Genomic DNA, 15,097 nt, shown 5'->3' on the forward strand with positions numbered 1-15,097 from the left:
TCACGTGCCGCGGTAATACGTGTAGTTCCAGCGGCCGAATTGCACCGCGACATGCAGGCGCTCGTCGTCGCGCGCGATCCGGAAGCGGACCGGCACGACCGTTAGGAACGGCGACTGCACGCCACGCGCACGGAAGTACTCGCCGACATGCAGCATCAGCGTGTACGTGTCCGCGCGATACGCGTCGCCGGCCAGCAACGGCGTGCCGGTGCCGCCGCGCGCATCGACGGTTGCATCGACCAGTGGCACGTCCTGCGCGCCGTCGACACGCGACAGCTCGACGCGCATCCCTTCGGCCGCGACGCCGTGCAGCAGGTCGGCGATGCGCACCGTCAGGTCGGGCGATGCGCCGCGCCGCACACCGGGCGCGACGCGCGGCGCACGCGCGCCGTCAGCCCATGCGGGCACCGCGGCCAGCGCGGTCATCGCCAGCACGAGCCTGCGTCGCCCCGTATCGATCACGTTCGTCATGCGATGCGTCTCCGCGGCCGCCTCTTCCATCAGAACCGGCCACGCAGGCCGATGAACACTTCGTTCGACGACAGCTTCGACTTCAACTGTTCGTCGCGTGCGTTGATGCGGTTCGCGAACGTGTTGAAGCCGGTCTCGACGTTGCCCATGTCGACATAGCGATACCCGAGATCGATCGAGAAGCGCTTGTTGATCGCATAGCTCACGCCGGCACCGGCGGAATACGCGAGGTTCGTCTGCGTCTTCGACGCGAAGCGGCGCGTATCGTTGGTCTGCCAGCCGTCGGCCGACACGATCGCGACGCCGATGCCCAGCGTGCCGTACACGGAGAAGCCGCGGCCGAGATCGAAGTCCTTGTAGCCGTTCAGCATCAGGCGCTGCGCCGATACGTGGAATTCGTTCGCGTTCGCGTCGAACGGCGCCCAGTAGCTCGTGAAGTTGTTGGTGCGCTTGAACACGTATTCGCCTTCCGCGCGCCAGCCGTTGCCGAACTGGTAGCCAAGGCCGAGCGAGCCGGTGACGTTCGAGCCCGTCTCAGGACCGCCGACGCGGCTCGCGACGCGCGGGCTCGTCAGCTCCATGTTCACCGCGTTGTCGAACGCGCCGATGACGCGGCCCGTCGCGTAGTAGCCGGCGTCGCCCGCGTCGGCGATCTTCTTCGTCTCCGGGGCGGCGACGGGTTCGGCGAAAGCCGCGCCCGAGAACAGCAGGGCGAGCGTGGACGGCAGGGCAAAGCGCTTGATCATGATGAATCGAATCCTTGACGATGAATGACTTGTCGGAGAAGCCGTCATCGTAGGAATCGCGCCGCGATCGTTGAACCCGTTCGGCTACGGGTGGCACCTCCGTAGCGCTACGGAGGCGAGCCGCCCGCGAGCGCCGCGTAATCGCGCACGAGCTCGACCAGCGACGCGGCCCGCAGCTTGTCGAACACGTTTGCGCGATAGGTCTCGACGGTGCGCGGCGACAGCCCGAGTTCGCGGGCGATCTCCTTGTTGCTCCCACCGCGCACGATCCCTTCCAGCACCTCGCGTTCTCGCGCGCTCAGCGTCGCGAGGCGGGCCGCGCGAGTCTGGTCGACGTCGTCCTGGCCGCGCTGTGCAGCCTGCCGGCGCAGCGCCTGCTGCACCGTGTCGATCAGTTCGTCGTCGTCGACCGGCTTGCGCAGGAAATCGAGCGCGCCGCGCTTGAACGCGCGCCGGCACGCGTCGACGTTGCCGTGGCCCGTCAGCACGATCACCGGCAGGTCGCGCCGCGCGCGCAGTTCGTCGAGTGCATCGAGGCCGCTCATGCCCGGCATCCGGATGTCGAGCAGCACGCAGCCGAGCGCCGCGTCGTCGGCGTCGGCGAGGAAGGCCGATGCGTCCGGATAACAGCGCGTCCTCACGCCGACCGTGCGCAGCAGCAACGCGAGACCGTCGCGCACGGCTTCGTCGTCGTCGACGATCGCGACAACCGACGCAGCGCGCGTTGTAGAGGGTTGAAGCGAATCGTTCATGCGGCCTCCCCGGCCAACGGCAGCAGCAACGCGGCTTCAACGCCGCCCGACGGCAGATTGCGCACCGTCAGCGTGCCGTCCTGGCGCTGCGCGAGCGTGTCGCACAGCGGCAGCCCGAGGCCGAGCCCGCGCGCCCGCGTCGTGAAGAACGGTTCGAACAGGCGCGGCAGTGCGTCTTCCGGCACGCCGGGGCCGTTGTCGGTCACGCTGAAACGGTAATGCCCGCCGACGCGCGCGCCGCTGATGCGGATCTCGCCGCGCGATGCGACCGTGCCGACTCCCGCGCCGGCCAGCGCATCACGCGCGTTCTGGATCAGGTTGTGCAGGATCTGCTCGACCGCGATCGGCTCCGCGAACGGCCGCTCGCGCGCCGCCGCGTTGTGCCAGTCGAGCGCGATGTGCTCGCGCGCGCACTCGTCGCGGTACAGGAACAGCAGCGTATTCATGATCGCGTCGGGATCGAGCGCGCGACGCTCGCCGCCATGCGCGGTGGTCACCGCTTCGCGCATGCGCTCCAAGATCGCCGCCGCGCGCTTCGCCTGCGCGACGCTCGTCTGCAGCGCGCGGCGCACGCTGTCGCGCTCGGCCGGTTGGTCGAGCAGGCGTTCGGCCGCCCGCGTGTGGCTGACGATCGCGGTCAGCGGCTGGTTCAGTTCGTGCGCGAGGCCGGCCGCCATTTCGCCGAAGGTGTCGAGCCGGCCGAAGCGATCGAGGCGCGCCCGCGCATCCTCGCGCCGCCGCGCCTCGCGCAGCCGCCAGGCACCGAGCGCGCCCGCCGCGAGCAGCGCCGCCACCGCGTTCCACAGCGCGATCGGCAGCCACGGCAGGTCGGCGGCCGTCAGCGTGCGCGTGGTGCGCAGCACGAACGCCTGCGGCTGCCCGGGCAGGCGTTTCTCGAGATGCATCGTCCACAACGGTGTCGCATCGCCGCTCACGCGCTGCAGCAGATCGACGCGGCGGTCGCGCAATTCGAGCGCCGCCGACGAAATCGCCGTCGACCAATCGCCTGGCTGCAGCATCTGCCGAGGATCGACGCGCACGGCCCAGCCGGTTCCCGCGACGAGCCAGTACGCGGCCGGACCGTCGAACGCAAGCGTGAACGGCTTGCCGGGCCGTTGCCGCGGCAGCGTGTCGGGAGCCGGCCCGCCGTCGGTCTGCCAGCCGCTACCGGGCCGCCAGTATGCGAGCCCGTCGAGCTGCGGCATCCGTTCGCGCAGGTTGTCGAGCATGTGCGCGGGCGGCGCCGCGAGCGACGACGCGCCGAGCGTCGCGAGGATCGCCTCGTGCTGCGCGGCCTTCTGCGCAAGCAGGCGGATCGTGATGCTCGAATCCTGGAAGAAGCGGCCGTACGCGTCGGACACGGCGCGCGAGACGACGAACGCGGTGCCGGCAAGGCTCAGCGCGAGCCACGCGGCCAGCGCGGCGATTCGGAAAGACGGTTTCATGTTCGATGGCAAGCGGGAAAGCGGGCCAGCGCACGGCACGAAACGATTGCCGCACCCGGCGCCGAGGACCGTCATTGTCGACAAATCGACACGGCCCGTGGTCCGAATCCGGTTATGCCGGATGTCAGCCCAGTCCCAAACCGCGGCGACATCGATTGCACCGCCTGCAGTTTCAGACTGGGCTGATTTTCTTCAGACTCCGAACCGACCAGAATCGGCTTGCTTGTTCTCCGTTGCCTCCTGGAGTACAGGCTCCATAGTCGATACTTTTCCCGCCCTCCCGGCGGGACTTTTTTTGAACGGCGTCGCGCCGCTAGCTGCCCGGAACCTGTCCGGCCATGATCCCGCCTCTTTTCGTCCGGCCTCGCACGCACGCCGCACCCGCGCCGCGCCGGCTTCGCCCGTCCGCATCGTGACCGACGCCCCTTCCACCGCCATCGCGATCCTGACGATCGACCATCCGAGCCGCGGCACGTTCGACGATCGGCTGCGTCGCGCCGGATACGGCTACGACCGCCTACGCATCGACGACATCCTGCGCCGCGCCGGCTACCGGCCGTCGCGCTTCGAGTATCTGCCCGACCTGCTCGCAGCCTGCGACGCGCGCGCGTTCGATCTGTTCGTCGTGCAATGCGAAACGGCCTGCCGGCGCACGACCGATGCGATCCATGCGCTGCGCGCGCGGTTCGCCGGCACCGTCGCGATCGTGTCGATCAGCCAGCGCGACGCGGAACTCGCACGCTCCGCGTGTTTCGTCGCCGGGGCGAACGAGCATCACCCGTACGCCGTGCAGCCGGACACACTGATCGCCAGCATCGCGACATGGCTGCGCTGGTCGCATCACCGTGCGACCCATCATCGCCACTGGCGGATCGGCGCATTCGAATTCGATACGGCCACGCGCAGCGTAACCGTGGCCGGCCGCGAGCACGTGCTGACCGAGAAGCATTTCCAGATCGCGACCGCCTTCTTCCTGAACATGGGTCGCGCGCTCGACCGCGCGCACGTGAGCCAGCTGGTGTGGGGCTCTCTCGTCGCGGCGTCCAGCCGGCGGCTCGACACGCACGTCGCGTATCTGCGCGACCGGCTCGAACTCGACGGGCGGCACGGCGTGAAGATGATGACGATGTACGGCTTCGGCTATCGGCTCGTCACGTGCGAGCCGGGTGCGGAGCCCGCGGAGGAAGACGCGGCGCGGCAATAGCCGGCGGCGCATCGGCATCCTGTCGGCTCGCGCGGTCGCCAGTCGCCGCGCCTTCATCGCGCGTGCGTCGCTCGGTCGACTCGGCGGCCCGCCCCCGCAAACCTGACAGCCCCCATTGCACGCTGATCGGACTCCATTATCATGGGGGCACCCTGGCCGACCACCCCGCTCCCGATGGACCACCGCGCCGCACCCGATCCCGCCCGCTCCGCCGCCGCGCCCGCGTCCGCCGCGCCGACCCGCGTCGGCCGCCGCCAGCGCGCGCTGCTGTATGCCGGCGGCGCGGCCGTGACGGTCGCGATCCTGCTTGCCAGCGGGCTGATGCTGTATACGATGGCGCGCGAGGCGATCCAGGCGCGCTATACGACCTTCGCGGTACGCCAGTTCCTGGTCCAGATCGAATTCAAGATGCGCGCGACAGGCATGGACGCGCTCGTCACGCACGACGAAGCCGTGTGGAATTCGCGCGCGACCGATCCGGCGCGCGTCGCCGCGCTCGCGGCCGGCCGCGGCCGGCTGATCATCCAGGGCAGCCCGGCCTTCCCGCCGACGCTCGTGCTGGCCGACCTGTCGCCCGCGCACCCGGCCGACAGCTACGCGCACGATCTGGCGATGGCGAGCGACATGAGCTATCGCGTCGGCGCGTACGTCGCGAAGCACGACGCCGCTCGCGCGATCGCCGGCTACGCATATCGCCCCGACCGCAGCTTCGCGGTCGTGATTCCCGAACCGGTGCCGCCCGATCCGCTCACCGCGTCGCCCGCGACCGATGCGGCCACGCTCGTCGCCAAGGTTGCCGCCGGCGTCGGCACGCCACCGCCCGGACAATACGAATGGCATCCGCCCGTCTACGACCCCGTGCAGCGGCGCGACGTGTTCCGGATCGCCGGCGCCGTGTACGACGCGCAAGCGCCGCGCGCCGTGTTCCTGTCGACGCTGCCGGTCGACGTGTTGCGCGCACGCCTCGCAACGGGCGACACGACCGACGCCGCGATCGTCGTCGACGCGCATGGCCGCACCCTGCTGCGCGCCGGCACCGCGGCCGACGACGATGCCACGCGCGTGGCCGTCGAGCGGCTCGGCGCGCATACGCGCGAAGCCGTCCGGCGCGGCGGGCCGCGCACCGCGTTCGGCGACGGGCTGTTCTCGCTGAGCCAGCCGATCGCCGAAACCGACTGGACGCTCGTGCAGGCGTTCACGCTGCGCTCGCTGCTCGCGACGATCGGCCTGCGCGCGGGCTGGTACGTCGCGGTCATGCTGGCCGTGATCGCGCTCGTCTGGTGGCTGCTCGTGCGCTTCGATCGCCGCGTGCTGAAACCCGACGACGCGCGCACGCGGCGCGTGATCGACAGCGAGAACCTGAACCGGACGATCGTCGAAGCCGCGCCGTCCGGCATCGCGCTGCTGTCGCTCGCGGATGGCACGGTGCTGCTGCAGAACGACACGATGCGCGCCTACGATGCGCGCCGCGCGGGCGAACCGTCGTTGCCCGCGCGGCTGCTTGAACGCTTCGATCGTTCGCCCGCCGCCGCCGCGTGGCAACCCGATCTGCACGTGACGCTGCCCACCGCCGGCGGCGAGGCGGTCGACCTGCTCGTCAATCTCGTGCGCACGCGCTTTCGCGACAGGGACGTCGTGCTGTGCAACTTCTCCGACATCACGTCGCAGAAGAACATCGAGCGCCGGCTCGACGAAGCGGCGCGCGCCGCCGACGCGGCGAACGACGCGAAGTCCGCGTTCCTCGCGACGATGAGCCACGAGATCCGCACGCCGCTCAATGCGATCCTCGGCAACCTCGAACTGATCGGCCGCGAACCGCTCGCCGATTCGCAGCGCGAGCGGCTGCATACGGTCGAGGGCGCGTCGTCGGTGCTCCTCGACCTGATCAACGACATCCTCGACCTGTCGAAGATCGAAGCCGGCCAGATGACGATCGAGGCGATCCCGTTCGATCTCGCGGAGACGATCCGGCAAACCGGCGCGATGTTCGAGCCACTCGCGGCCGCGAAAGGGTTGCAGTTCGACGTGTTCGTCGACGACGCGCTCGCGTCGCGCTACGTCGGCGACCCGACGCGCATCCGGCAGATCGCCGCGAACCTCGTCGGCAACGCGATCAAGTTCACGAACCACGGGGAAATCACGCTCGAGGTCTACCTGCGCGACGACACGAACCCCGATTCGCCGATCGCGATCGGCGCCAGCGATACCGGCATCGGCATGACCGACGCGCAGCGCGCGGCGCTGTTCCGCCCGTTCACCCAGGCCGACACGTCGATCACGCGCCGCTACGGCGGCACGGGCCTCGGCCTCGCGCTGACGAAGCAGCTCACGCAGATGATGCACGGCACGGTCGACGTGAAGAGCGAACCCGGCAAGGGCAGCACGTTCGTCGTCACGCTGCCGCTGCGCGCGGCCACCGATGCGCAGATCGCCGAGCACGATGCCGCGCAGGCCGGCGATGCGGCGCTGCCGAGCGTCGCCGCGCGCGTGCTGGTGGTCGACGATCACCCCGTGAACCGCACGCTGCTGCAAGGGCAACTCGTCACGCTCGGCTACGCGGCCGATGCGGCCGACGAAGGCGCGGCGGCGCTGCGGCGCTGCGCGGACACGCGCTACGACCTCGTGATGACCGATCTGAACATGCCGGGGATGGACGGCTATACGCTCGCGCACGTGCTGCGTGCGCAATATCCGGGGCTGCCGATCGTCGCCGTCACCGCGCATGCGAGTGCGGCCGAGCATGCGCGCTGTGCGGAAGCGGGGATCGTCGCGGTGCTCGTGAAGCCGGTGCTGCTCGATACGATCGACCGCACCGTGCGGCGTTACGCGCAGACGGCCTCGGCGCAGGCGCCTGCCCGGCGCACGCTCGTCGATCTCGCGCAAGGTCCGCTGCCGCCGGACGTGCATGCGCTGCTCGAAGCGAGTCGAGCGCAATCGGTCGCGGCGATGCACGACGCGGCAGCGCGCAACGATATCGCCGCGCTGCGTCACGAACTGCATTCGCTGCGCGGCGCGTTCGCGACGATTCACGAACATGCGGTGGCCGACGCGATCGGCGAACTGCAAGCCATTGTGCACGGCGGCGACCTGACGTCGTTCGATGCGCGGCTCGCCGACGCGGACGCCCTCGCACGGGAAGCGCTGCGACGGCGCGCGACGCAGGTGCCGACCGCCTGAATCCAGCACGGCCGGCCGTCGTACGCTGGCCTCCTCCATCCGTCTCCTTCCGTCTCCTTCCGTCTCCTTCCGTCTCCTTCCGTTCCGCGGCGCCTGCCCGCGACGCGTCGTCGCGCGCGTAGGACTGGGCCTACACGGTCGCTATCTCGAATCAGCCAAGGACGACTGATTAGGACGAGGCCGATCCCTACCATCGGTTTGTGAACTGACAAACTGAAAGGAGTAGGGACATGAACAAGACTTATCGCAGCGTCTGGAATGCCGTGACCAACACGTGGACGGCCGCGGCCGAAACGGCGAAGGCGCATTCGAAGGGCTCGGCGCGCGCGGCGCGGCAAGCGGTGATCGCGATCGCGCTGGGCGGTGCGGCGATCGGCGGCGCGGCCGCGGCGGAAACGTGCACGACGGACGACGGGTCGAGCGGGACGGTCGATGCGGCGGGGGTGTGCAAAGCCAGTGGTTCCGGTGTGATTGGTCCGATGGGCTCAGTTGGGACAATGGCAACTGCCACCGAACTCAACGACTTGCTGAAGTTCGGCACCGGCGCGACCGGCGCAGCCAGCGCAACCGGCACGGCGTCTACGGCGCTCGGTTCCTATACACGTGCAACCGGCAACTGGTCCGTCGCAATCGGCGGCGCCACCGGCGCAGATGCAAACGGTGGACGCGGTGCTTATGCCGTCGGAAACAACGCGGTTGCGATTGGCTCCGTGAGCGAAGCGCGTGCCAACGGCTCCGTGGCATTGGGGGACAGCTCGCTGGCCGACCGCGCGAACACGGTATCGGTCGGTGCGGTCAACAATCGCGACGGCCGATCTTTCACGCGCCAGATCGTCAACGTCGCCGCCGGCACGGAAGACAACGACGCCGTGAACGTCGGCCAGATGAAGACGGCCCTGTCGACGAAGGTCGACGATACCTACGTCAAGATCGACACGAGCAACAGCACGGCCGCCGCGCAAGCCGGCACGGCCGCGCTTGCGATCGGCACGAACACGAGCGCGTCGGGATCTTACGCGACGGCCGTCGGCAACAGCGCACGCGCCAGCGGCAACAACAGCACGGCGCTCGGCTTCCAGGCGAGCAGTGCGGGCGGCGCCGCCGTCGCGGTCGGCAATGGTGCGAACGCAAGCGGCTCGCATGGGGTTGCACTGGGCGTCAACGCAGGGGCGTCCCATACCGATTCGGTCGCGCTCGGCGCCAGTTCGGTCACGGATCGCGACAACAGCGTGTCGGTCGGCTCGTCGACGCTGCGTCGGCAGATCACCAATGTAGCCGCCGGTACGGCAGACACCGACGCAGTGAACGTGGCGCAGATGAACGCGGGTCTGTCGACCACGAATGCCGCAATCGCCGCGACGAATCTCAATGTCTCGAGCCTGAGCACCGGGTTGTCGTCGACCAATAGCACCGTCGCGGGCTTGAGCACCGGCCTGTCCTCGACCAACAGCACCGTTGCTGGCCTGAGCACCAGCCTGTCCTCGACCAACAGCACCGTTGCTGGTCTGAGCACTGACTTGTCCACGACCAACAGCACCGTTGCTGGCCTGAGCACTGGTCTGTCCTCGACCAACAACACCGTCGCTGGCCTGAGCACGGGCTTGTCGTCGACGGTCAGCACGGTCGCCGGCCATACCAAGCAGATCGGTGACATCGACGACAAGCTGAGCAAGCTCGAAAGCGGGACCACCGGCCTCGTCCAGCAGGCCAATCCCGGCGACGACATCACGGTCGGCGCGAACACCGACGGCAACGCCGTGGACTTCAGCAGCAAGACCGGCGCACGCACGCTCAAGGGCGTCGCGGCAGGCGACGTGTCGGCGACGAGCACCGAAGCCGTCAACGGTTCGCAGCTGCACGGCGTGTCGGAAAGCGTTGCCTCGGCGATCGGCGGCGGCTCGACGGTGAACCCGGACGGTTCGATCTCCGCACCGTCCTTCGCCGTCGGCGACGGCAGCGGCGGCACGAAGATCGTCAACTCGGTCGGCGAGGTCGTCACCAACCTCGACGGCCGCGTCACGACCAACGAAGGCGACATCAAGAAGCTGGCCGACGATATCGGCAGCGGCACGCTCGGCCTCGTCCAGCAGGCGAAACCCGGCGACGACATCACCGTCGGCGCGAACACCGACGGCAACGCCGTGGACTTCAGCAGCAAGACCGGCGCACGCACGCTCAAGGGCGTCGCGGCGGGCGACGTGTCGGCAACGAGCACCGAAGCCGTCAACGGTTCGCAGCTGCATGGCGTGTCCGACAGCGTTGCCTCGGCGATCGGCGGCGGCGCGACGGTGAACCCGGACGGCTCGATCTCCGCACCGTCCTTCACCGTCGGCGACGGCAGCGGCGGCACGAAGATCGTCAACTCGGTCGGCGACGTCGTCACCAACCTCGACGGCCGTGTCACGACCAACGAAGGCGACATCAAGAAGCTGGCCGACGATATCGGCAGCGGCACGCTCGGTCTCGTCCAGCAGGCGAAGCCCGGCGACGACATCACGGTCGGCGCGAACACCGACGGCAACGCCGTCAACTTCAGCAGCAAGACCGGCGCGCGCACGCTCAAGGGTGTCGCGGCAGGCGACGTGTCGGCGACGAGCACCGAAGCCGTCAACGGTTCGCAACTGCATGGCGTGTCCGACAGCGTCGCTTCGGCGATCGGCGGCGGCGCGACGGTGAACCCGGACGGCTCGATCTCCGCACCGTCCTTCACCGTCGGCGACGGCAGCGGCGGCACGAAGATCGTCAACTCCGTCGGCGACGTCGTCACCAACCTCGACGGCCGCGTCACGACCAACGAAGGCGACATCAAGAAGCTGGCCGACGACATCGGCAGCGGCACGCTCGGTCTCGTCCAGCAGGCGAAGCCCGGCGACGACATCACGGTCGGCGCGAACACCGACGGCAACGCCGTCAACTTCAGCAGCAAGACCGGCGCGCGCACGCTCAAGGGTGTCGCGGCAGGCGACGTGTCGGCGACGAGCACCGAAGCCGTCAACGGTTCGCAACTGCATGGCGTGTCCGACAGCGTCGCTTCGGCGATCGGCGGCGGCGCGACGGTGAACCCGGACGGCTCGATCTCCGCACCGTCCTTCACCGTCGGCGACGGCAGCGGCGGCACGAAGATCGTCAACTCGGTCGGCGACGTCGTCACCAACCTCGACGGCCGTGTCACGACCAACGAAGGCGGCCTCAAGAAGCTCTCCGAGCAGCTTGAAAGCGGCACGCTCGGTCTCGTCCAGCAGGACGCGATGACGGGCGGCATCACGGTCGGCGCGAACACCGGCGGCTCGGTGGTGAACTTCGCGGGCACCGGCGGCGCGCGCGTGCTGTCCGGCGTCGCGAACGGCGTGGACGACGACGACGTCGTGACGGTGTCGCAGCTCCGCGCCACCGGCCTGATCGACTATACGGGCAAGGAAGTCGGTGCGGTCACGTACGACTCGGGCCTGAACTTCGACACGGTGACGTTCGCCGGCACGTTCGGCACGAAGCTGCAGCGCGTCGCCGCGGGCGAAATCAGCGCGACGAGCATGGACGCGATCAACGGCAGCCAGCTGTTCGACCTGCAGGAGCAGTTCGCGAAGCAGTACGGCGAGCTGAGCGGCCAGTTCGGCGACCTGTCGAACCGCTTCGACGATCTGTCCGACCGTCTCGGCGAACTCGAAACGAACCCCGGCACGGGCGGCCCGGGCACGGGCGACGGCTCGACGGTGGTCGGCGAAGGCGCGGTGGCATCGGGCGAGAACAGCTCGGCGCTCGGCGAGAAGGCGCTCGCGTCGGGCGAGAACAGTTCCGCCGTGGGCCAGGGCGCGGTCGCATCGGGCAGCAACGGTTCGGCCATTGGCCAGGGCTCGACGGCATCGGGCAGCAACAGCTCGGCCGTCGGCCAGGGTGCGGTCGCGTCGGGCAACAACGGTTCGGCCGTCGGCCAGGGCGCGGTCGCGTCGGGCGAAAACGGCACGGCGCTGGGCCAGGGCGCGGTTGCATCCGGCAAGGACAGCACGGCGCTGGGCCAGGGCGCGTCGGCCACCGGCAGCGGCTCGGTCGCGATCGGCCAGGGCTCGGTCGCGACGGAAGCCAACACCGTGTCGTTCGGCGACGGCACGGCCGAAGGCAACCGCCGGCTCGTCAATATCGCGGACGGCATCAACGCCAGCGATGCGGCGACGAAGGGCCAGCTCGACCGCGCGATGGAATCGGTCGACCAGCGCTTCAACGACACGAACCGCGCGATCAACGACGTCGCGAAGAACGCGTACGCCGGTATCGCGGCGGCGATGGCGATGCCGAACATGACGCCGTCGCAGCCGGGCAAGACCGTCGTCGCGGTCGGCGCCGCGAACTTCAAGAGCGGCTCGGCGATCGCCGCCGGCGCCACCTACCGGTCGCGCAGCGGCAACTGGCTCGTGAACGGCGCGACGTCGATCACGTCGGTCGGCGACGTGGGTGTGCGTGCCCAGGTCGGCTATGAGTTCTGACCCGATCGCTCCGCCTCGCGCGGAGCATCGACCCGACGCGGGGGAATCCTCCCCCGCCGTTCGGCCGACGGCCGGTGCCGATTCCGCCTGGAGTCGCCACCGGCCGTCGGCGCGTCCGCATTACGCGCGGCCTGCCATGGCGCGCCCGGCAACGGCCCACCTGCGCCGATCCCTTTCCTTCAACCGAGCGAGACACGCGCGCCGCCGGATGCGGCGCGACACGTGAGACCAACATGAACAGAACCTTCCCTATTCGCATCGTGATCGCCGACGACCATCCGGCCGTCGTCATCGGCGCCCGCTACGAACTGTCGGCCACGAACACCGTCGCGGTGGTCGCGACGGCGCACAACTCGACGGAGCTGATGGACGCGCTGTCGAACCATCCGTGCGACGTGCTGGTGTCCGACTACGCGATGCCCGGCACCGAATACGGCGACGGCCTCGCGATGTTCACGACCCTGCTCAAGCGCTTTCCGGGACTGAAGATCGTCGTGATGACGATGATGGAGAACGCGGTGGCGCTGCGCGCGCTGATCGACATCGGCATCGCGTGCATCGTCAGCAAGTCGGACATGCCCAATCACCTGACGATGGCGATCCACGCGGCCTATACGAACGGCCGCTACCTGTCGCCGTCGATGGACCGGATCCTGCGCAACACCGGCAGCGTCGGCGGCAGGGCGCCCGCGCTGTCGGTGCGCGAGGTGGAAGTGATTCGCCTGTTCGCATCGGGGCTGTCGGTCAACGAGATCGCGGAGAAGCTCAATCGCAGCAAGAAGACGATCAGTACGCAGAAAAGCTCGGCGATGCAGAAGCTCGGCATCGAGCGCGACGTCGACCTGGTGCGCTATGCGATCGCCTGCGGGCTCGTGACCGACTACGGCTATGCGCCGCCCGTGCGCGGCGACGAAGCGGCCGGATAATACCGCCGCGCGCTGAAACGAAAAACCCCGGCAACCGTGAGGTCGCCGGGGTTTCGGTGCGCGGGCAGTGCCCGGCACATCAGGGCACATCTGCGTTCGCTGCCGCGATCCCGCGCGGCCGGCCCCGTTGCGCGCGCCGTCAGGCCGGATCGACGCCGCCTTCCTCTTTCGCGTCGCCGCCCCGCCCTTCGCTGGCCGATGCGGCGACGATCCCGTGCTCGATCGCGTAACGCAACAAATCGATGTCCTTGTCGATCCCGAGCTTTTCCATCGCGCGCGCCTTCTGCGTGCTGATCGTCTTCTTGCTGCGGCTGAGTTGGTCGGCGATCTCGTTGACCGTGAGGCCCGACGCATAAAGCCGCACGACTTCGAGTTCGCGGTCGCTGAGCTCGCGCTTCTGGTCGGCGGCCCGCGCGCTCGAATGCGACGTGAGCGTGCGCACGACCTTCTCGACCGACGGCGAATAGTAGGTGCCGCCCGTCGCGGCCGCGTGAATCGCGGGAATCAGGTGATCGATCGTGTCGGACTTGCTGACGATGCACTCGATGCCGAGCCGGGTCAGCGCGCCGATCACGGCCGGGTTGTCGAGCATGGTCAGCACGACCAGCTTGACGGCCGGGTGATTGCGCTGGAGATAGGAGAACAGCGTGATGCCGTCGCCGTGCGCGCTGCCCGGCATCGCATAGTCGGACACCACGACGTCGCACACGCCGGCCTCGACGAGCCGGATCAACTCGGTCGAATTGACGGCCTTGCCGGTCAGCCGGATCGTCGGCACCGACGACAGGCCGTGCTCGACGCCGACCAGCATCGCCGGGTGGTCGTCGGCCAGTACCACGCGTATCAGATAGCTTCCCATAGTCGTCCAGATTTGCGCGGCAATCGTCGCGGCCTGCTCGCCGCCCGGCGGGCGGCGACGGCGCGCATCGCGGCGTCGTGGATCGTAATTGGGCGCTATCTTCGCACGAAAACGGGCGCATCAGCCATCGCCCCGGCCGGCGGCGGCGGCCGCACCGCGCACCGCCATGAAAAAAACCGCCGGCTCGTGACGAGCGGGCGGTTCCAGGTACAGGGCGGGACGGTGGGTGGGAGCGTCCTTCCGTCGGCTCAGTGCCGATCGGGTTCCCGCGCGTACCGGTGGCGCGTCATCCGCTGCGCGTTACTTCGCATCGATCCGGATCTCGACGCGGCGATTCTGCGCACGGCCTTCCGCGGTCGCGTTGGACGCGACCGGATCGGCGGCGCCGAGGCCTTCGGAGACGAACGACTGCGCCTTCAGGCCGTTGCTGCGCAGGTAGTTCATCACGTTGCGGGCCCGCGAAGCCGACAGCGCGAGGTTGTGCGTGTCGCTGCCCGTCGAATCGGTGAAGCCGGTGATCGCCACGCGGCGGAACTCGACGCCGCTGTTGATCTGCACGAAGCGGTCGAGCTGGCTGCGCGCGTCCGGCGTCAGCACCGCGCTGTCGAACGCGAAGTTCGCGTCGCCCTGCAGCAGCACCTGGCGCTGCTGGACCGGCTGAGGCGCCGGCGCCGGTTGCGGCGCCGGCGGCGCGGCCTGCACGACCGGCTGCGGCTTGCCGCACATGAACGTGATCTCGCGCGGGTCCTTCATCGGCGCGCGGCTATACACGCGGTCGATCATCTCGAGCGGCGTGAAGCCCTTGCCCTGGCAGAATTCCTCCGCCGCGCGGGCGCAGGCGTTCGCGCTGCCGAGCAGCCCGTCGCAGCTCACGCGGAATACGGTGTCCGGCTTGCCGGGAATCGACACCGCACGGATGTCGTAGGTGACGCCCGATTGCGTCGTACACGCACCGAGCGCCATCGCGATCGCGCCGATCGATGCGGCGCGCAACAACAAGGTTTTCATGGTCATGGTGAAACGTCCGCCGTGAAGCGGA

At 69.1% G+C, this 15,097-nt stretch carries 10 protein-coding genes; 4 read left to right on the forward strand and 6 right to left on the reverse strand.

The window, feature by feature from the left end:
• The 4 genes from MMB92_RS23280 to MMB92_RS23295 form a co-directional block, all read right to left on the reverse strand.
• Positions 1-471: a hydroxyisourate hydrolase gene (locus MMB92_RS23280; protein WP_196217752.1), complete on the reverse strand. Its 471-nt coding sequence runs from the start codon at positions 469-471 to the stop codon at positions 1-3.
• 29 nt (positions 472-500) lie between these two features.
• Positions 501-1,217 (reverse strand): outer membrane beta-barrel protein, encoded by a 717-nt coding sequence (locus MMB92_RS23285; RefSeq protein ID WP_062885165.1) that lies wholly within the window; start codon positions 1,215-1,217, stop codon positions 501-503.
• A 107-nt stretch (positions 1,218-1,324) separates the two neighbouring features.
• Positions 1,325-1,969, reverse strand: coding sequence for a response regulator (locus MMB92_RS23290; protein WP_027810675.1), 645 nt, complete (start codon positions 1,967-1,969; stop codon positions 1,325-1,327).
• Entirely contained in the window at positions 1,966-3,414 is a 1,449-nt protein-coding gene (locus MMB92_RS23295) for an ATP-binding protein (RefSeq protein WP_277562950.1), read from the reverse strand. Before MMB92_RS23295 ends, MMB92_RS23290 begins: the two co-directional genes overlap by 4 nt.
• Before the next feature lie 295 nt (positions 3,415-3,709).
• On the opposite strand from MMB92_RS23295, the gene MMB92_RS23300 reads away from it, so the two are divergent.
• The 4 genes from MMB92_RS23300 to MMB92_RS23320 all read left to right on the forward strand — a co-directional run bounded on the left by MMB92_RS23300 (position 3,710) and on the right by MMB92_RS23320 (position 13,199).
• On the forward strand, positions 3,710-4,618 hold the full coding sequence (locus MMB92_RS23300) for a winged helix-turn-helix domain-containing protein (protein WP_277562951.1): 909 nt from the start codon (positions 3,710-3,712) through the stop codon (positions 4,616-4,618).
• A 141-nt stretch (positions 4,619-4,759) separates the two neighbouring features.
• On the forward strand, positions 4,760-7,795 hold the full coding sequence (locus MMB92_RS23305; protein ID WP_277562952.1) for an ATP-binding protein: 3,036 nt from the start codon (positions 4,760-4,762) through the stop codon (positions 7,793-7,795).
• A gap of 230 nt (positions 7,796-8,025) precedes the next feature.
• Positions 8,026-12,273, forward strand: coding sequence for an ESPR-type extended signal peptide-containing protein (locus MMB92_RS23315; RefSeq protein WP_346828710.1), 4,248 nt, complete (start codon positions 8,026-8,028; stop codon positions 12,271-12,273).
• A 233-nt stretch (positions 12,274-12,506) separates the two neighbouring features.
• On the forward strand, positions 12,507-13,199 hold the full coding sequence (locus MMB92_RS23320) for a response regulator (protein ID WP_277562953.1): 693 nt from the start codon (positions 12,507-12,509) through the stop codon (positions 13,197-13,199).
• A gap of 139 nt (positions 13,200-13,338) precedes the next feature.
• On the opposite strand, the gene MMB92_RS23325 is transcribed toward MMB92_RS23320, so the two are convergent.
• Together MMB92_RS23325 and MMB92_RS23330 are read right to left on the reverse strand one after the other, a co-directional pair.
• Positions 13,339-14,058, reverse strand: coding sequence for a response regulator transcription factor (locus MMB92_RS23325; RefSeq protein WP_277562954.1), 720 nt, complete (start codon positions 14,056-14,058; stop codon positions 13,339-13,341).
• A 300-nt stretch (positions 14,059-14,358) separates the two neighbouring features.
• Positions 14,359-15,072: an OmpA family protein gene (locus MMB92_RS23330; RefSeq protein WP_277562955.1), complete on the reverse strand. Its 714-nt coding sequence runs from the start codon at positions 15,070-15,072 to the stop codon at positions 14,359-14,361.
• Between the last annotated feature and the right edge of the window lie 25 nt (positions 15,073-15,097).

Source organism: Burkholderia sp. IO2, from assembly GCF_029522185.1.
GTDB lineage: Bacteria > Pseudomonadota > Gammaproteobacteria > Burkholderiales > Burkholderiaceae > Burkholderia > Burkholderia cenocepacia.

Bases quoted from the DNA above. Each gene is read 5' to 3' on its own strand.
- MMB92_RS23325 (WP_277562954.1), bottom strand. From the start codon at position 14,058: ATGGGAAGCTATCTGATACGCGTGGTACTGGCCGACGACCACCCGGCG.
- MMB92_RS23290 (WP_027810675.1), bottom strand. From the start codon at position 1,969: ATGAACGATTCGCTTCAACCCTCTACAACGCGCGCTGCGTCGGTTGTC.
- MMB92_RS23315 (WP_346828710.1), top strand. From the start codon at position 8,026: ATGAACAAGACTTATCGCAGCGTCTGGAATGCCGTGACCAACACGTGG.
- MMB92_RS23330 (WP_277562955.1), bottom strand. From the start codon at position 15,072: ATGACCATGAAAACCTTGTTGTTGCGCGCCGCATCGATCGGCGCGATC.
- MMB92_RS23305 (WP_277562952.1), top strand. From the start codon at position 4,760: ATGGGGGCACCCTGGCCGACCACCCCGCTCCCGATGGACCACCGCGCC.
- MMB92_RS23295 (WP_277562950.1), bottom strand. From the start codon at position 3,414: ATGAAACCGTCTTTCCGAATCGCCGCGCTGGCCGCGTGGCTCGCGCTG.
- MMB92_RS23280 (WP_196217752.1), bottom strand. From the start codon at position 471: ATGACGAACGTGATCGATACGGGGCGACGCAGGCTCGTGCTGGCGATG.
- MMB92_RS23320 (WP_277562953.1), top strand. From the start codon at position 12,507: ATGAACAGAACCTTCCCTATTCGCATCGTGATCGCCGACGACCATCCG.
- MMB92_RS23285 (WP_062885165.1), bottom strand. From the start codon at position 1,217: ATGATCAAGCGCTTTGCCCTGCCGTCCACGCTCGCCCTGCTGTTCTCG.